Raw genomic sequence first — 16,821 nt, 5'->3', positions numbered from 1 at the left:
ACCAAGCCGCGAGAGCACGCGCTCTCAGGCTTGTCGCCGCGGTGTGAGCCATGGGCCTGACGCCTGACCTGCTGTTGCACGGCTATTCCATCGGCATCTTCCCGATGGCCGAACACAGGAACGACCCGGATCTTTTCTGGGTCGATCCAAAGCTGCGGGGTGTATTCCCGTTGGACGGGTTTCACATCTCCCGCAGCCTTGCGCGACGCATCCGGAACTGCGGGTTCTCCGTGACCATAAACCAGGATTTTGCAGCCGTCGTAGACGGATGCGCGGACCGGGCGGACACCTGGATCAATGACGAACTGCGCAGACTCTATGCCCAACTGCACCACTCGGGCCGCGCCCATTCACTTGAGGTTTGGGAGGGCGAGGAGCTTGTCGGTGGCGTCTATGGAGTTGCCTTGGGTGCGGCATTTTTCGGGGAAAGCATGTTTTCGCGCCGTACCGATGCGTCAAAAATTGCGCTCGCCTATCTGGTCGACCGATTGCGCCAGACAGGTTTTCAACTGTTCGACACACAATTTCTGACGGCACATTTGGCTTCGTTGGGGGCGATCGAAATCCCCAGACAGCAATACCGCCAACTTCTGGATCAGGCCACTGCTGCCAGCGCAGATTTCACCGCCGAGTTGTGCCAGACCCCTCAGGGGGTGATACAGCGGATCACCCAGACATCGTAGCGCGAGTGATCCAGGGCGTTGAGCGCCGGGGACGTGGCGATCATCCAGCCGTCGAACAGCTGGTCGGCCTTTCCCTTTTCCCAGATCGTAAGATAGGCAAACGCGTCACCGGTCGGGTTTTCAGACGGATACCGGCAATCACCCAGAGCGACATCCAAGCCAAAAATTTCGACCGTATCACCTGTCGGCACCTGCACGTCCACCGTCTGACCGCTGACCTTGTCCAGCCCGCGCAGCATGGCCCCCGGTCCCGAGGAAACCTTCTGCTGCGCGCCGGCCGTCGTCGCGGCCAACAGCAGCGCCATCAGGGCGGCACGCATCATTCGCTGCCATCCCCGGCCACAAACTTGACCAGCAACGAGATCAGGCTGACGGCTCCTTGCGTGTCTTCAATCTGATCGCCCGGCTCAAAATAGAACGGAGAACCGCCGGGCATGACCTCGACGAAGTTACCCCCCAGAAGGCCTTCGGACGAGATCACAATCGCGCTGTCATCCGGAATCTGGATGTTTTCGGCAACCGAAATCGTCGTATCGGCACGGTAGGTTTCAGGGTTCAACTCGACATCGGTCACGGTACCGATTTTTACACCCGCGAGGCGCACATCCGTGCCCACCGCCACACCTTCAAGCGACCGAAAGGACGCCTCAAGGTGGTAGCCCCCGTTTTCGCGCGACCAGCCCGTGGACTGGCTGGCATACACGCCAAACGCCAATGCACTGGCCAGCACGACACCGCCGACAAGAACTTCGGTCATGTTGTGGGTCGACATGTGGATCTCGCTTATTCCGGGCTCCAGGCTTCGTAGTCCTTGCGCTCGATCGGATCGGGACGGCGCAGGGACCCCGCCGGCACATAGGCCATCGCGGTGCCCGTCAGATTTTCCTGATGCGGCTTTTCCCACGCCTTGTGTGGCAATGGCTTGTCGGTCGGAGGCTCATCCCATGTGCGGTGCAACCAGCCGTGCCATTCCGGGTCGATCCGGCTGGCCTCGGCCTCTCCATTGAAAATCACCCACCGTTTGCTGTCATCGGCGTTGCGATAAAACACGTTGCCCTGATCGTCCTCGCCCACCTTGATACCTTTGCGCGCAGTGTAGATCTGCGTGTTCAGAGTGGCCCCGTTCCACCAGGTCACGGCCCGCAAAAGAGTGTTCAGGATTCCCATCGGCTGCCTCCGGCATTTCTGTCCCTGCAGATATGGACCAAAGCCGAGCAGAGGTCCAGAGCCACAAATACCGCACCCATTACTTGGGCAAGAATGCGGTGACCTCGATTTCGATCAGGTATTTTGGATCAATCAATCCGCATTCGATCATCGTCGCAACAGGCGGGTTGGCACCGAACGTCTCAGCTAGGACCGGCCAGCACGCTTCGAATTCGCGGCGATCGGGCAGCATGTAAGTCACGCGCACCACGTCGGCAAAAGAGGCGCCCGCCTCTGCCAAGGCGTTGCCTATGATCGTCAGCGCCGAGCGGCATTGGTCGACGACGCCCTCGCCCTGCCCGACCGTTCCGGCAACATGGACCCAGCCACCCGCAACAACGGCCCGGCAGTAGCCGACCTTGGCTTCGAACTCACCCCCCGAAGAAATACGCTGGATCGTCATGACACCCTCATATGAAAACGGCGCGGACTTTGCCGCGCCGTATCTGCATTAAATTTCAAACAGTTCAGCCGGCAGATGCCGATTCCGGCGCGGCATCCGCATAGATGATCAGCGGCTGCGCGTCCGACGTCACGGCCTCCTCGTTCACGACCACCTTGGTCACGTTCTTCATGCCAGGCAGTTCGAACATCGTGTCCAAAAGAATGTCTTCCAGGATGGAACGCAGGCCGCGGGCACCGGTCTTGCGTTCGATCGCCTTTTTGGCAATCGCCGCAAGCGCGTCGTCGGTAAAGTCCAGTTCGACGTTCTCCAACTCGAACAAACGCTGGTATTGCTTAACCAGCGCGTTCTTGGGCTTGGTCAGGATGGTGACAAGCGCGTCCTCATCCAGGTCCTCAAGCGTCGCCAGAACCGGCAGACGTCCAACGAATTCCGGGATCAACCCGAATTTCAGCAGGTCCTCAGGCTCGAGATCCTGGAAGATCTCGCCCACACCGCGCTCGTCATTGTCGCGAACATCGGCGCCAAAGCCCATGGCCGAGCCCTTGCCGCGCTGCGCGATGATCTTGTCGAGGCCGGCAAAAGCGCCGCCGCAGATGAACAGGATGTTGGTGGTGTCCACCTGCAGGAATTCCTGCTGCGGGTGCTTGCGCCCGCCCTGCGGCGGAACGCTGGCCACGGTGCCTTCCATCAGCTTCAGCAGGGCCTGCTGCACACCCTCGCCCGACACGTCGCGGGTGATCGAGGGGTTCTCCGACTTGCGAGTGATCTTGTCGACCTCGTCGATATAGACGATGCCGCGCTGCGCGCGTTCGACATTGTATTCGCTGGCCTGCAGCAACTTGAGGATGATGTTCTCGACATCCTCGCCCACATACCCGGCTTCGGTCAGTGTGGTCGCGTCTGCCATCGTGAACGGCACGTCCAGAATCCGCGCGAGCGTCTGCGCCAGCAAGGTTTTGCCGCACCCGGTGGGACCAATCAACAGAATGTTCGACTTGGCCAACTCGATGTCACCACCGGCCTTCTGCGCGTGGTTCAGACGTTTGTAGTGGTTGTGCACGGCAACCGACAGGACACGCTTGGCCCGAGCCTGGCCGATGACATAGTCGTCCAACACCTCGCAGATATCTTTGGGGGTGGGCACACCGTCGGAGGACTTCAGCCCGCTGGCTTTGGTTTCCTCGCGGATGATGTCCATGCACAGTTCGACGCATTCATCACAGATGAACACGGTCGGTCCAGCAATAAGCTTGCGCACCTCATGCTGGCTTTTTCCACAGAAGCTGCAGTAGAGCGTGTTCTTGCTGTCGCCGCCTGAATTCGTCGCCATGTTCTACCTTTCGGGCTCCATCCCTGCGGCCCGGATCCGGACCGCGCTTGCCGCCTGTCCGTGCAGCTTAGGCCAGCACCGGGGCAGCTACAATGTCAAAATCGCACCCCGCACCCGTGGGTGCGGGGTTTCCGCATCACGCTTCGGTCGGTTCGGATTTGGAGCGGCTTTCGACAATCTCGTCGATATGGCCCCACTCTTTTGCTTCTTCCGGGCTCATGAAATTGTCACGGTCCAAAGCCTTTTCAATGGCCTTTTTCGACTGTCCGGTATGTTTGGCATAGATATCGTACAAACGATCCTTCAGCTTCTGCGTTTCGGCCGCGTGAATCATGATGTCGCTGGCTTGACCCTGGTAACCGCCGCTGGGCTGGTGCACCATGATGCGGCTGTTCGGCAGCGAGAAGCGCATCCCCTTCTCTCCGCCCGCCAGCAGGACCGACCCCATCGAGGCCGCCTGGCCGATCACCAATGTCGAACATTTTGGCTTGATGTACTGCATTGTGTCGTAGATCGACAGACCGCTGGTCACGACACCGCCGGGCGAGTTGATGTAGATCGAGATTTCCTTGTTGGGATTCTCGGCTTCCAGATGCAGAAGCTGCGCTACGATCAGGTGGCTCATCCCGTCATGGATCGGGCCATTGATGAAGATGATCCGCTCCTTCAGCAGGCGAGAGAAGATGTCATAGGCCCTTTCGCCACGGCTGGTCTGCTCAACGACCATCGGGACGAGCGTATTCATGTAGGTGTCAACTGGATCGAACATTCGGAACCTGCCTGCTTTGGTGTGAACCGGGACCATACCCGATGAGAAGTTACATGAGTCTTAGTGTTGCCTTCGGGGGCCTGCAAGGGGCAGCGGACACGCGACGCCGATTGAGAAATACGGATCAGTCCGCATCGTCGGGATCCCGCAAAACAGAGCGAACAACCGCGCAGAACGCAAATACCCGGCTGTTTTTTGGCCTCGCCGCCATTCACAGCGCTTTCATCACGCCATTTTGATCCATGCATATGGAAATATCTGATCATTCTATATAGAGACCCAATTCGCTCAGGCGAAACTAACAAAGGGAACACCTGCCCCACACTCACCAAGGGGCCAACAAGGACAAGAAGATGGCACTTCCCCAACTTTCCGAAGACATCTCGCGCGACGACATGGACCGGATGGCCGCTAACGCAACCCGCGCTTCGAATTTTCTGAAAGCGATCAGCCACGAGGGCCGGTTGATGATCCTCTGTCATCTGGTATCCGGCGAAAAATCGGTGACCGAACTCGAGTCACTGCTGTCCGCCCGACAGGCCGCCGTTTCACAGCAACTTTCGCGGCTGCGCCTTGAGGGGCTGGTCACGCCACGGCGCGAAGGCAAGGCAATCTACTATCGCCTTGCAGACGACAGACCTCGCAAAATGCTGGAAACGGTGTACGAGTTGTTCTGCGATGAGGAATAAGACAGAAAACCCATTGAATGGCGAAGGGCGCAACAGATCGTTGCGCCCTTCTTTGTTCACGAGTTGCCGCTGCAGGCCTGAAAACTTGCGGCCATTTCGCGCAACAGGTCCGGATACAGGGTTGGACCCGGCTCGAGCGCAACCCCGATCGGGTCAAGCACGATGATTTGTGCATCCACCCCCTCCGTCGCGGCAGAGATCAGGCGAGTGTCAAATTGCGGCTCGGAAAAAGCGCAATCAATGCCTTCCTCTGCAATCCGGGCTTTCAGCTCGGCCAGACGGGCCGGTCCGGGTGAGGCCGCGTCGCCCAGGCTCACGGTGCCCGACGATGCCAGATCGAATCGGTGTTCGAAATACTGGTAAGCGTCGTGAAAGGTGACAAACCGCGGCTCTGACTGTGCCAGATCCGCCCGGATCTCGGCTTCCAAAGCACTCAGGCCTTCAACCGCCTTGTCCGCGTTGGCTTGGTACCGCGCAGCGTTATCCCGGTCCTTCTCCGACAGACTTTTGGCAATTGCCTGCACCCAGACGCGCGCGTTTTCCGGGTCCAGCCAGGCATGCGGGTCTACACCGTCGTGGTCATGCCCGTGGTCATGGTCATGTGCATCGTGATCGGCGTGCTCTTCATGTTTCTCATGTTCATCGTGGTCCGCATGGTCGTCGTGACCTGCATGATCCTCGTGATCATCGTGTTTCGCATGGTCATCATGGTCCGAATGATCGTCGTGATCGTCGTGATCGTGGTGGTCTGCATGCTCCTCTTCGCCCTCATGATGATCGGCCAAGTCGCGGAAGTCGTGCCGCACAGTTCCGGCCACCTCCAGCAACTCAACCTGCGTCGCTCCCTCGGACAGGGCGCCAAGTGGTCCAGTCATCCACGGGGTCAGCTCAGGGCCTACCCAAAAAACCACGTCGGCAGATTGCAACGCTCGCGCCTCGGACGGGCGCATGGCGTGATCATGAGGTGAGGCTCCGGGCGGGATGATCAGGGAAGGCTCGGCAACACCGTCCATGACTTGGGCAACCAACGCGTGAACCGGTGCGATATCGACGGCAACGTTGGGCGCATCAGCCGCCGCCTTTCCAGCCAGCACGACGCCGGCCAGCAACAAGAATTTTCGGGACATGTCACCTCCTAAAATGATATGTTATTACATTGCTGGTCGGCTTGATATTGCCCACGTTATAACATATCAAGTCAAAAATTTCGGAGCGCACATGAGCACAGTAGGCTTCAGGCACCACAATCATAACCACTGCATGAAAACCGCGCTGAGCAAGGCCGAGGAAAAATGCGCCAACCAGAAGCTTCAGTTCACGCCGGTGCGCCGTCGCGTGTTGGAGATCTTGTTGGAGCAGCACAAGGCAATGGGAGCCTATGACATTCTGGCTGTTCTGTCCGCCGAAGGCATGGGGTCGCAACCTCCGGTGGCCTATCGTGCACTGGACTTCCTGGTGCAGCATGGGTTCGTGCACCGTATCGAGCAGATGAACGCCTATGCGGCTTGCGCCCACCCCACGCACGACCACGTACCTGCGTTTCTGATTTGCCGGGCGTGCAAGGCCGTGGCCGAAACCGAAACCGAGCTGACTCAGGGCCGGCTTGGTGCTGCCGCCGACACATCAGGCTTCACCATTGAAAGGATTGTGGTCGAGGCCGAAGGTCTTTGCCCGGATTGCATTGGAACGCAGCCATGACGACCCCCCTCATTTCTCTACAGAACCTGTCGGTGCGCCTGGATGGCCGGCTCATTCTGGACAACGTATCAGCACAGATCGCCGCTGGTGAAATCGTCACCATTGTCGGCCCGAACGGTTCGGGAAAATCGACTCTGCTGCGCGCCATGATCGGAGCTGTTCCCGCGGCTCAGGGCACTGTTCGGCGCGCTCCGGGTTTGCGGATCGGCTACGTCCCCCAGAAACTTGCGCTGGACGCCGCCCTGCCGATGACGGTGCAACGGTTCCTTGGCCTGCCGAAACGGGTTTCGGCCAGCAAGGCCAAAACCGCGCTTGAACTGGCCGGCGTACCGGACTTGCGTGACAGACAGATGACCCGACTGTCCGGCGGTCAGTTTCAACGCGTCCTTCTGGCCCGCGCGCTGCTGGAAGAGCCTCAGGTGCTGCTGCTGGACGAAGCAACCCAGGGGCTTGATCAGCCCGGCGCAGCTGCCTTCTATGAACGCATTGAACAGGTTCGCACGGACCTCGGCTGCGCCATAGTCATGGTCAGCCATGACTTGCACGTCGTCATGGCCGCGTCGGATCGGGTTCTGTGCCTGAACGGGCATGTCTGCTGTGAAGGGGCACCCCACATGGTCGCAGACGCGCCGGAATATCGGGCGTTGTTCGGCAGTGGAACACGGGGCACGATGGCCTTGTACCAACACAAGCACAGTCATACCCACGATCACAATCACGCGCAGGATACGTCACACTGATGCTGGACGATTTCATGGTTCGCGCCGCCCTGGCAGGACTCGGTGTTTCGATCGCCGCGGCACCGCTGGGATGTTTTGTCGTCTGGCGGCGCATGGCCTATCTCGGAGAGGCCACCGCACATGCGGCCGTATTGGGTGTAGCGCTGGCGCTCAGCTTTTCTCTGCCGCTGCTGCCCGCAATCATTGCCGCTGCGCTTGCCATGGGCTTGTCGGTCAGCCTGCTGCGCGGTCGCGGTTACGCCATGGACACGCTTCTGGGTGTGATTGCACACACCGCACTGGCCGCCGGCTTGGTAACCGTGGCGTTGCTGTCCGATGTCCGACTGGACCTGAATGCCTTTTTGTTCGGCGATATCCTTGCCGTCACAAAGTCCGATCTGGCCACGATCTGGATCGGTGGCGCCACGATTTTGGCGCTGATGGTCTGGCGCTGGTCAGCCCTTCTGGTTTCGACACTCAACCCGGACTTGGCTCAGGCATCCGGGATCGATCCTAAACGAGAAGAACTATGGCTGACTCTGGCGATGGCACTGGCCGTTGCGGTCGCCATCAAAGTTGTCGGAATTCTTCTGATCGCGGCCCTGCTGGTCATTCCAGCGGCCGGAGCCCGCCCTTTGGCCCGCACCCCAGAAAGTATGGCTTTCACCGCTGCGATCATAGGCTCGACGGCGGCGTTGGGCGGGCTGGGCGGTGCATATTGGGCGGATACACCCGCTGGACCAAGCATCGTTTGCGCGGCCGCGTTGATCTTTGTCGCGACGGCCATCCTTGGTCCCATCTTCCGCAAAGGCTGATCACCCAAAAAGGTTTGTCTGCATTGCCTGAATGGTGCTACCGATTGGTAGTCGACCAACCAAGGAGATATCGATGATCCGCACTATTCTGATCGGGCTGAGCCTTTTGGCCCTGTCGGCCTGTGAAACCGCAAAAGGCGCGGGCAAAGACATCGAAAAAGCCGGCGACGCCATCCAGGGCGCGGCGACGGACGTTCAGGAAAGCCTCTGACACCCGTCAGCATCTAGCGGACAGCGGCGCAGCACTACCAACATATGGTTGAAAGTTCCGGGCGACCGGATTATTGTCCCTGCCACAGGTGCATAGACGCGGTAATGCATTACTGACACGACTGCGGGGTTCTTGTGCAATTGCGCAAGAACCCCGTTCCCGTTCTGACGGGCGGTGAGTGGAAGCCTGTACGAAACCGAAATCGGCAAAAGGAAAAGGCGCCAGGTGCGCAGACGCGGTCTTTGCATGTGCCCTTGCGGACACCCCTGACGCCTTGCCGGGTCGACACGCCCGAGGGACGCCCCGATCCAGTTGCTTCAGCCCCCGAGGGGACCTCGCTGCCGCAAAGCACCTGATGGCGCTCTGCCGCCCGCTTTGGCCTTCTGAGAAGCTGACCGCTCAAGCCGGGCTTGCGCCCCTCCTGACTGGTCACCTACCGGTAAGCCCTTGCAACCCGACGAAAATCCTAAGATCTGCCTGCGGTGCCAGGACCCCCTGACCTTTGCGTCCCGCCTTGGATCGTGATGAACCTTGGCGATGTCTGAACGATGGCACTCGCCCTCACATCCGGCAAGAAAATAGCACTGCAGCATGAAAATTAGCCGGGGATAAGATGTTGATATCCGACTGGAAGACGATGTGGATAAGTCGGGAAATGATGAAATCCGGCTGGGTTGCGCTGGGAAAAGCCGAAGGCCGATTTCTCTCCGTTCAATTGGGCGATTTCTGCGGGTGCAAAGGGAAAATCTCGGCCCTCATGGCGGACCTGACCTGACGCATACGGGCATATCGCTCGAATCGACATCGATGAGTCGCCACACGCAACGGTGAACGAACGTGCAGCCCACAAATTGAGAAGCGTTCCGACCCGGACGAGGCAACCTACTACTCTCCGTATCCCGCAAAATCGGGCAACGGCAACTACCCCCTACAACCGCCTGGGCCGGAAACGCTTCAGTTCACCTGTCGTTCCAGAACCGTGCTGTAGGTGGTTCCAGTCCGCAGGCTACGGAAATCCGCATAGATCTTGCCGTCCTCGTAGCGCGCATCGATCAGCGCGTTGACGCCCGAGGTCGGATCAGCAGCGGTTTCAACAATGCCGATCTTGCCCGAGCCATCCTGGCTGATCGAGCCGGTGGCCTCATACATCGTCCAGTCATCCATGGCGTTGCGTCGCCACATGCTGGGCCCCCAGAACACGTTTTCGTGCTGCGCCTGGATCTCGAGCACCCATTCCGAGGTATTGAACCGCGGCGCGGTGGCGGTGTTGGCGTTCGAGGGCGACACCGTAGTCTGGCTGGCCGTCCACGTGCCGCGCAGGTCGGGCATGGCATCGGCGAGGGCGGCAGACCCCATTGTCAATGTGGCGGCCACGGCGGCGGCGCCGGCGGTCATGTATCTGGTCATGGGCTCTCTCCCTGTGATAGGCGGGCCTTGCTGGCCTGCTGAACAGATTGGGAGGGCGCGCGGCCGTTACAACTTACCTAAGGGAAACTTCATGAAGGGTTCATGCGGCGCTCACCGACGGGCTCAGGCCCAGGCCAGCGCGGTGCCCGCGATGACAAGGGCGATGCCCAGCCCCTCGCGGTAGGAAAAGGACTCGCCGAACAGGAAGAACGAAGCGATGGCGATCAGCACGACCTCGGCCCCCAGAATGCCGGTATAGATGATGCCCAGCCGTTCGTCGCGCAGCGCGGCGAGTTCCAGCGTGGCGGCGGCCAGCAAGGTGGCGACGATCAGCAGCCCCAGCCCGAGGCCGGGGAGTTTCCACCAGAACTTCATCGATATCATGGCCACGGAATAGAGACCCGCCGATCCAAGCGCGATGATGGGGATCATGGACATGGGGGCCTCCGCCGCTGGTTTCCGTTGGGTTAACCTTAGCAGGTGCGGGTCGGCGGGGCTGTGAAGTGGGTCACGTTGAGGGGAGGCCCGTGTCGGAAACGGTCCTGTGGAGCGTTTTTGGGCTGAACAGACGGAGCTCCAGTGCGCAACCGCTGCTGCGGCGGCCGTTCAGCGGGGAGGCACGAGGCGACTGGCCCGAAGCTATATCACAGGTTTTTTTGGCCCGGCCTTGCCCCCGAGGGTGATTTGAATTTTTTGAAGTTTCACCAGCTGGCTGGATTGGTTATTTGTCGACGGAGCCACACACACGAGGGTACAGACCATGGACTCCAGCAACCGGGCCGCTGACTACAACGACCTCATCACCTCATCAAGCTGGAAAGACACTCTTCAGGATCTCAACGACTATATCGTGGATAATCTGGCTCGAGCCGGGGAACCTGCAGTTATTAACGGGAATTTGTTTTATAAACACTTGGAAAGGGACTTTCATAACCTGCCATTGAATACAGAATTCGAATCCAAACGCAGAAACTTCTTCGAACTGGCCCGGCGATCGACTTGCCTGTTCGAAATTGGAGTGAATGCTGGCCACAGCATGTTGCTGGCGCTTATGGCTAACCCCGAGCTGAAATGCGTAGGTGTGGACGTTTGCGAACGTCTGAACCAGCGTTGGGCGCGCGTGGATATTTACGTACCGGCGGCTTTCAACTGGCTCAGGTACAAATTTGGCGATCGGGTCGAACTAATTAAGGGGAACTCTTTGATCGAAACACCCCGGTTCCAGCTTGAGAACCCGGATGCGACAGTTGATTTTCTTCATCTTGACGGCTCAAAGGACACACACCTTCGGGAAGCCATTGCGATTGGCGGACTGATGCCAACCGATGGGTTTGTCGTTCACGACGATTTCCAGATGCGAAATGTTCGGGTGGCCGACCGGCAACTTAGAAGAATCAATTTCTCAAAACCATTGGACTATCAATCCAACGGGTTAGTAGAATGTGATTTCCATATCATTCGCGCCAAGGTATGAAATCATCTGAACCGCGCCGACCTTCGGGCAACTGATATCTCTTAGGCAAAGAAATTCCTGAGAAGCCTCACCCATCCATCTTCAACGCTGAAATAAACGCCTCCTGCGGGATATCTACCTTCCCGAACTGGCGCATCTTTTTCTTGCCGGCCTTCTGCTTTTCCAGCAGTTTCCGTTTCCGCGTGGCATCCCCGCCATAGCATTTCGCGGTCACGTCCTTGCGCAGGGCCGAGAGGGTCTCGCGGGCGATGACCTTGCCGCCGATGGCGGCCTGGATCGGGATCTTGAACATATGGCGCGGGATCAGCTCTTTCAGCTTTTCGCACATGGCGCGGCCGCGGGTCTCGGCGCGGTCGCGGTGGACCATGACCGACAGTGCGTCCACCGGCTCGTCATTCACCAGGATCGACATCTTGACCAGGCTGTCCTCGCGGTAGCCGGTCATCTGGTAGTCGAAGCTGGCATAGCCCTTGGTCACCGATTTCAGGCGGTCGTAGAAGTCGAAGACGACCTCGTTCAGCGGCAGGTCATAGACGACCATCGCGCGGCTGCCCGCATAGGTCAGGTCCATCTGGATACCGCGGCGGTCCTGGCAGAGTTTCAGCACGTCGCCCAGGTATTCATCCGGCACCAGGATGGTGGCCTTGATGCGCGGCTCTTCCAGGTGGTCGACCTTGGACATGTCGGGCATGTCGGCGGGGTTGTGCAGCTCGATCATCTCTCCGTCTTTCATGTAGACGTGATAGATCACCGAGGGCGCGGTGGTGATGAGCTCGATATCGTATTCGCGTTCGATGCGGTCGCGGATGACCTCGAGGTGCAGCAGGCCGAGGAAGCCGCAGCGGAAGCCGAAGCCGAGCGCGGCCGAAGTTTCCATCTCGTAGGAGAAGCTGGCGTCGTTCAGGGCCAGTTTCTCGATCGCGTCGCGCAGGTCTTCGAATTCGGCGCTGTCCACGGGGAAGAGGCCGCAGAACACCACCGGCTGCGCGGGTTTGAAGCCCGGCAGCGGTTCCTCGCAGCCGTTGCGGTCATTGGTGATCGTGTCGCCGACGCGGGTGTCGCGGACCTGTTTGATGGATGCGGTGAGGAATCCGATCTCGCCCGGCCCGAGCTGATCGACCATCTGCATCTCGGGGCGGAAGACGCCCACGCGGTCGACATGGTGCAAGGTGCCGTTCGACATGAACTTGACCCGCATGCCCTTTTTCAGAACGCCGTCAACGATGCGGACCAGAACGATCACACCCAGATAGGCATCGTACCATGAATCCACCAGCATCGCCTTGAGCGGCGCGTCCAGATTGCCCTTGGGCGCGGGCAGCTTGTGCACGATCGCCTCGAGCGTTTCGTGGATCCCCTCGCCCGTCTTGGCCGAGACGCGGATCGCGTCGCTGGCGTCGATGCCGATCACGTCCTCGATCTGCTCGGCAACGCGGTCGCAGTCCGAGGCCGGAAGGTCGATCTTGTTCAGCACCGGCACGATCTCGTGGTCGGCGTCGATGGCCTGATACACGTTGGCCAGCGTCTGCGCCTCGACCCCTTGCGTCGAGTCCACCACCAGCAGCGAGCCTTCGACCGCGCGCATGGACCGTGAGACTTCATAGGCGAAGTCCACGTGGCCGGGAGTGTCGATCAGGTTCAGCACGTACTTTTCGCCATTGTCGGCGGTATAGTCGATGCGGACCGTGTTGGCCTTGATGGTGATGCCGCGCTCGCGCTCGATATCCATGCTGTCGAGCAGCTGTTCCTTCATGTCGCGATCCTGCACAGTCCCGGTCTCCTGGATGAGCCGGTCGGCAAGGGTGGATTTGCCATGGTCGATATGCGCGACGATGGAGAAATTGCGGATATGAGCGAGGTCTGTCATAGCGTCGGGATATGGTTCGAAATCGGGCGCTGGTCAAGGTGAGACAGCACGGCGAACACCCCATACTTCAGCGCTATGAAGCAATGACGCTGCGGTTGGCTTCGTTCCAAGGCCTCAGTTGCGTCTAGGCGGCCTATCGCAGAAAGAACTCGGCCGCATTGCGCGGCCCAAAACGGATTGCGAAGGGCATGCCACAGCCGACCGTCGCGCCAACCGCGGCACTTTCGACTCAGGTACGGAGTTTCTGAAAGCAAATTGTTGAACGGCAGGAAAACTTGGACGATACTGCGCCGCAAGCCGAGAGGGACACAAGACTCCTCCGGGCAGGCAAAACGAGGCATGAGCATGAAACAGTTCCTCATTATCGCGCTATGCGCCACGTCGCTGACCACTTTGGCCCCGGCCATGACCGAAGCGGCGCAGATCAAACGTGCATGTTTGGCGTCCGACCGTTCGGCTGCGACCCGTGACAGATGCAAGTGCATCCAGCGGGTGGCCGATCAGGCTTTGACCAACAAAGACCAGAAAACCGTGGCCAAGTGGTTCACCGACCCTCATCAGGCCCAAGAGCTGAAGATGTCGAAATCCGCCCGCGACGACGCGCTGTGGGAGCGGTATCAGAACTTTGGCCGCATGGCGCAGGCGATCTGCAGCTGACGCTGACCGCGATCCTTGACCTGACCCGCCCTGCGCCTCAGTAATGGCGCAGTGAAAGGGAAATCATATGGTGACGAAAGGGTTGACCCTGCGCGGTCTCGAAGTGTTCGAGGCCTTGGCGCGGACCGGTTCGGTGGCACAGGCTGCCGAGATTACCGGACTCAGCCAGCCATCGGTCAGCCAGCAGTTGCGCAATCTCGAGAATGCTCTGGGCACGGACCTCGTGGATCACGGGCGCAGACCCATGCGCCTGACCCAAGCCGGGCGCAGCTTTCTGGCGCGGGCCGAATCCGTACTGGCCGAGTTGCAGATGGCCCAAAGCGAGCTGTCGGTCATGGACCTGGGTCACCTGAGCACTCTTTCGATCGGCCTGATCGACGATTTCGACAATGACCTGACACCGCGCCTTGCAACGTTGCTGGCCGACAGCCTGACCCGTTCCAAGTTCAAACTCATAACCCTCCCCAGCCTCGAAATTTTCGAGGCGCTGGCTTCGCAACGCCTGCATTTGGCGGTCTCGGCCCATAGCGGCGAGGTGCTGGAAGGCGTGGTGGAGTACCCTTTGGTACAGGATCCTTTCATTCTGGTCGCGCCGAAGGGCGGTGTGGCCAATGGGGGCGTAGAGGCTGCTTTGCAGGCCCTGCCCTTTCTGCGCTATGCGCGAGAACAGTTGATCAGCCGGCAAATCGAAAGCCACCTGGCGCGGCAACAGCTTCAGTTCGAAGAGCGGTTCGAGATCGGGTCGCACTTGGCACTGATGGCTATGGTGGCGCGTGGCCTTGGCTGGGCAATCACCACGCCGTTGGGATACATGCGGGCAGCCCGCTTCCACGAAGGCATGGATGTCTACCCGGCTCCGTTCGGAGAGTTCTCGCGCACTATTTCCCTGTTCACGCGGTCTGACTGGTCAGATCAGGTTCCGCGCGAAGTCGCGGGCATGACGCGCCGTTTGATGCAAAGCCAGATGATCGAACCAGCGCTTTCCCGCCTGCCCTGGTTGTCCGGTCAGTTGAAGGTGATCGGCGGCTAGCCGTCCAGATATGCCACCAACCCATCCACGGCGGCTTCGATGAGGTCCAGCGCCCCGTCGAAATCACGGGTATAGTAGGGGTCGGGCACATGATCGGCGCCGGTGTTGGGCGCAAATTCGGTCAACAAGCGTACGGGTGTAGGATTGTCGGCCGGGCGTAAAGCCTCTATCTTTGCGAGATTTTCGCTGTCCATACCGATGATCAGGTCAAACCTGTCGAAATCAGACACCGCAAACTGGCGCGCGCGCAGATCGCTCAGTTCCAGCCCTCGGTTGCGAGCCGCGTATTGCATCGGCGCATAGGGTGGATCCCCGACATGCCAGTCGGACGTTCCGGCACTGTCGCAAGAATGATGGGGCGCCCTGACACGAAAAACGCCTTCGGCAGCAGGGGAACGGCAGATGTTGCCGAGACAGACAAACAGGATACGCTGTGACATGGCTCGGGTTTAGCGTGTGGAGGGCGAATGGAAAAGATCGTGATTTTGACCGGAGCCGGGATTTCGGCGGAAAGCGGATTGGGCACCTTTCGCGATGAAGGCGGATTGTGGGCCCAGCACCGGATCGAGGACGTGGCGACACCCGAAGGTTTTGCCCGAAACCCTGCCCTAGTTCATGGCTTCTACAACGCGCGCCGGATGCAGGCGGGTGGTGCCGACCCAAATGCAGCCCACACAGCACTGGCCCGGCTTCAGCGCGACTGGCCGGGAGAAGTGGTGATCGTAACCCAGAACGTGGACAATTTGCACGAAGCCGGAGGTGCGACCAGGGTTATCCACATGCACGGCACCCTGTCAGGCGCGCTGTGCGCCTCCTGCGAGCATCGCTGGACGGCGCCAGCGGAAATGTCCGTGGGCGAACCGTGCCCCGCCTGCCGCGCGGCAACCGCCCGACCCGACATCGTGTGGTTCGGCGAAATGCCTTACCACATGGATCAGATTTACGACCATCTGGCACAGGCCGGGATATTCGCCGCTATCGGAACCTCTGGCCAGGTCTACCCGGCTGCGGCCTTCGTTCACGAAGCCATTGCTGCGGGCGCACAGACAGTCGAATTGAACCTCGAGCCTTCGGTTGGTGCATCCAGCTTCGATCAGACGCTGCTTGGCCCCGCCACCCAGATCGTGCCACGCTGGGTCGATGACTTGCTGGGCCGCAGGTGACTCGGGTCATCACGCTGGTCTAAGCTGAAGGAACCTGAACCAGGAGAAACAGATGACCGAGCCTGAAGCCCCCCGTGGCGAAATCGTTGACGACGAAGGCATCGACAGCCGCGAAGCGCTGGGCGACACCCTCGCGGATCTGTGGTGGACGTTCCTACTGCGAGGATTGCTTGCGGGGGCCGTTGGCATTGCCGCGCTGTTCTGGCCAACCGGCAGCATCGCTCTGTTGCTGCGGCTGGTAGGAGTGCTGCTGATCCTCGATGGCGGCCTGACCCTGCTTGGCTTCGGGCGGCGCGGACTGATCGGAGGCGCGGGTATCGGGGCGGTCTTGATTGGGCTGGTCCTTTTGATCTGGCCGGAAGGCACAGCACGTCTGACGTTCTTCCTAATGGGCGCCTGGGCGCTGATCATCGGGATCGGGTCGTTGATTTCGCTGGGCCAGATGCATCAGCTGGACCCAGAACGCGCGACCGTTCGGAACTCGGGCATCGTGGCCCTTATCATCGGGCTGGTGCTGATCTTCTGGCCCGGAAGCGGCGTCGTCGCACTGGGCTGGGCAATCGCGTTCTCCGCCTTGGCCTTTGCCGGCGTCATGCTGTTCATGGCCGCACGTTTCAAACGGGCCGGAGAACGAGTTTCGATGCGCGTGGTCAACAAGTGAAGAACAACGCTGATCGGCAGTTGAAACGCGAACAGG

The 16,821-nt window shown here is 59.8% G+C and carries 22 protein-coding genes; 11 read left to right on the top strand and 11 right to left on the bottom strand.

What is annotated here, in order from left to right:
• Positions 1 to 50 precede the first annotated feature (50 nt).
• Entirely contained in the window at positions 51 to 683 is a 633-nt protein-coding gene (gene aat, locus ACR3EL_RS04590) for a leucyl/phenylalanyl-tRNA--protein transferase (protein ID WP_480720624.1), read from the top strand.
• Here the strand turns inward: aat and ACR3EL_RS04585 are convergent.
• The 6 genes from ACR3EL_RS04585 to ACR3EL_RS04560 form a co-directional block, all read right to left on the bottom strand.
• Positions 647 to 1,006 carry a DUF2155 domain-containing protein gene (locus ACR3EL_RS04585; RefSeq protein WP_170337593.1) on the bottom strand — a complete coding sequence of 120 codons (360 nt, stop codon included), beginning with the start codon at positions 1,004 to 1,006 and terminating at the stop codon, positions 647 to 649. The genes aat and ACR3EL_RS04585 overlap by 37 nt on opposite strands.
• Positions 1,003 to 1,455, bottom strand: coding sequence for an outer membrane lipid asymmetry maintenance protein MlaD (gene mlaD, locus ACR3EL_RS04580; protein WP_093962682.1), 453 nt, complete (start codon positions 1,453 to 1,455; stop codon positions 1,003 to 1,005). Before mlaD ends, ACR3EL_RS04585 begins: the two co-directional genes overlap by 4 nt.
• A gap of 11 nt (positions 1,456 to 1,466) precedes the next feature.
• Positions 1,467 to 1,850: an NADH:ubiquinone oxidoreductase subunit NDUFA12 gene (locus tag ACR3EL_RS04575; RefSeq protein WP_093962683.1), complete on the bottom strand. Its 384-nt coding sequence runs from the start codon at positions 1,848 to 1,850 to the stop codon at positions 1,467 to 1,469.
• Between the two features lie 79 nt (positions 1,851 to 1,929).
• Positions 1,930 to 2,292, bottom strand: a complete 363-nt coding sequence (locus ACR3EL_RS04570) for a RidA family protein (protein WP_170337592.1) — start codon at positions 2,290 to 2,292, stop codon at positions 1,930 to 1,932.
• Between the two features lie 64 nt (positions 2,293 to 2,356).
• Entirely contained in the window at positions 2,357 to 3,625 is a 1,269-nt protein-coding gene (clpX, locus tag ACR3EL_RS04565) for an ATP-dependent Clp protease ATP-binding subunit ClpX (RefSeq protein WP_170337591.1), read from the bottom strand.
• Between the two features lie 136 nt (positions 3,626 to 3,761).
• Positions 3,762 to 4,394, bottom strand: coding sequence for an ATP-dependent Clp protease proteolytic subunit (locus ACR3EL_RS04560; protein WP_093962686.1), 633 nt, complete (start codon positions 4,392 to 4,394; stop codon positions 3,762 to 3,764).
• A gap of 353 nt (positions 4,395 to 4,747) precedes the next feature.
• On the opposite strand from ACR3EL_RS04560, the gene ACR3EL_RS04555 reads away from it, so the two are divergent.
• The gene (locus tag ACR3EL_RS04555) at positions 4,748 to 5,083 is read left to right on the top strand and encodes an ArsR/SmtB family transcription factor (RefSeq protein WP_093962687.1); all 336 of its coding nucleotides are present in this window, start codon (positions 4,748 to 4,750) and stop codon (positions 5,081 to 5,083) included.
• Between the two features lie 56 nt (positions 5,084 to 5,139).
• On the opposite strand, the gene ACR3EL_RS04550 is transcribed toward ACR3EL_RS04555, so the two are convergent.
• Positions 5,140 to 6,210, bottom strand: coding sequence for a zinc ABC transporter substrate-binding protein (locus ACR3EL_RS04550; protein ID WP_480720617.1), 1,071 nt, complete (start codon positions 6,208 to 6,210; stop codon positions 5,140 to 5,142).
• Positions 6,211 to 6,301: 91 nt separating this feature from the next.
• Between ACR3EL_RS04550 and ACR3EL_RS04545 the strand changes: the two genes are divergently transcribed.
• From ACR3EL_RS04545 to ACR3EL_RS04530, 4 genes are all read left to right on the top strand, one after another.
• A complete protein-coding gene (locus ACR3EL_RS04545) occupies positions 6,302 to 6,781 on the top strand; it encodes a Fur family transcriptional regulator (RefSeq protein ID WP_170337589.1) in 480 nt (159 codons plus the stop codon).
• Positions 6,778 to 7,521, top strand: a complete 744-nt coding sequence (locus ACR3EL_RS04540; RefSeq protein WP_170337588.1) for a metal ABC transporter ATP-binding protein — start codon at positions 6,778 to 6,780, stop codon at positions 7,519 to 7,521. Before ACR3EL_RS04545 ends, ACR3EL_RS04540 begins: the two co-directional genes overlap by 4 nt.
• The gene (locus ACR3EL_RS04535) at positions 7,521 to 8,315 is read left to right on the top strand and encodes an iron chelate uptake ABC transporter family permease subunit (RefSeq protein WP_170337587.1); all 795 of its coding nucleotides are present in this window, start codon (positions 7,521 to 7,523) and stop codon (positions 8,313 to 8,315) included. The genes ACR3EL_RS04540 and ACR3EL_RS04535 overlap by 1 nt, the downstream gene beginning before the upstream one ends.
• 73 nt (positions 8,316 to 8,388) lie before the next feature.
• Positions 8,389 to 8,526: an entericidin A/B family lipoprotein gene (locus tag ACR3EL_RS04530; RefSeq protein WP_480720614.1), complete on the top strand. Its 138-nt coding sequence runs from the start codon at positions 8,389 to 8,391 to the stop codon at positions 8,524 to 8,526.
• A gap of 954 nt (positions 8,527 to 9,480) precedes the next feature.
• On the opposite strand, the gene ACR3EL_RS04525 is transcribed toward ACR3EL_RS04530, so the two are convergent.
• Positions 9,481 to 9,933, bottom strand: coding sequence for a hypothetical protein (locus ACR3EL_RS04525; protein WP_093962693.1), 453 nt, complete (start codon positions 9,931 to 9,933; stop codon positions 9,481 to 9,483).
• Positions 9,934 to 10,056: 123 nt separating this feature from the next.
• Positions 10,057 to 10,371 (bottom strand): hypothetical protein, encoded by a 315-nt coding sequence (locus ACR3EL_RS04520; RefSeq protein ID WP_110644555.1) that lies wholly within the window; start codon positions 10,369 to 10,371, stop codon positions 10,057 to 10,059.
• 322 nt (positions 10,372 to 10,693) lie between these two features.
• Here ACR3EL_RS04520 and ACR3EL_RS04515 point away from each other — a divergent pair, with 322 nt between their 5' ends.
• Positions 10,694 to 11,407 (top strand): class I SAM-dependent methyltransferase, encoded by a 714-nt coding sequence (locus ACR3EL_RS04515; RefSeq protein ID WP_170337585.1) that lies wholly within the window; start codon positions 10,694 to 10,696, stop codon positions 11,405 to 11,407.
• Positions 11,408 to 11,474: 67 nt separating this feature from the next.
• On the opposite strand, the gene lepA is transcribed toward ACR3EL_RS04515, so the two are convergent.
• On the bottom strand, positions 11,475 to 13,274 hold the full coding sequence (lepA, locus tag ACR3EL_RS04510; RefSeq protein ID WP_170337584.1) for a translation elongation factor 4: 1,800 nt from the start codon (positions 13,272 to 13,274) through the stop codon (positions 11,475 to 11,477).
• A 345-nt stretch (positions 13,275 to 13,619) separates the two neighbouring features.
• On the opposite strand from lepA, the gene ACR3EL_RS04505 reads away from it, so the two are divergent.
• Both ACR3EL_RS04505 and ACR3EL_RS04500 read left to right on the top strand, forming a co-directional pair.
• The gene (locus ACR3EL_RS04505; RefSeq protein WP_093962696.1) at positions 13,620 to 13,931 is read left to right on the top strand and encodes a hypothetical protein; all 312 of its coding nucleotides are present in this window, start codon (positions 13,620 to 13,622) and stop codon (positions 13,929 to 13,931) included.
• Between the two features lie 67 nt (positions 13,932 to 13,998).
• Positions 13,999 to 14,961, top strand: coding sequence for a LysR family transcriptional regulator (locus ACR3EL_RS04500; protein ID WP_170337583.1), 963 nt, complete (start codon positions 13,999 to 14,001; stop codon positions 14,959 to 14,961).
• Here the strand turns inward: ACR3EL_RS04500 and ACR3EL_RS04495 are convergent.
• Complete coding sequence (locus tag ACR3EL_RS04495; RefSeq protein ID WP_170337582.1) at positions 14,958 to 15,401, bottom strand: low molecular weight protein-tyrosine-phosphatase; 444 nt, start codon at positions 15,399 to 15,401, stop codon at positions 14,958 to 14,960. The two genes, ACR3EL_RS04500 and ACR3EL_RS04495, sit on opposite strands and share 4 nt — an antisense overlap.
• Before the next feature lie 27 nt (positions 15,402 to 15,428).
• On the opposite strand from ACR3EL_RS04495, the gene ACR3EL_RS04490 reads away from it, so the two are divergent.
• Together ACR3EL_RS04490 and ACR3EL_RS04485 are read left to right on the top strand one after the other, a co-directional pair.
• On the top strand, positions 15,429 to 16,124 hold the full coding sequence (locus ACR3EL_RS04490) for an NAD-dependent deacylase (RefSeq protein ID WP_170337581.1): 696 nt from the start codon (positions 15,429 to 15,431) through the stop codon (positions 16,122 to 16,124).
• Positions 16,125 to 16,176: 52 nt separating this feature from the next.
• Positions 16,177 to 16,785 (top strand): HdeD family acid-resistance protein, encoded by a 609-nt coding sequence (locus tag ACR3EL_RS04485; protein ID WP_480720609.1) that lies wholly within the window; start codon positions 16,177 to 16,179, stop codon positions 16,783 to 16,785.
• Positions 16,786 to 16,821: the final 36 nt, after the last annotated feature.

The sequence above is a fragment of the Ruegeria sp. BJ3 genome, assembly GCF_056535665.1.
Note: the sequence above shows the minus strand (reverse complement) of the source record. Positions and strands in the feature narration are given on the sequence as shown.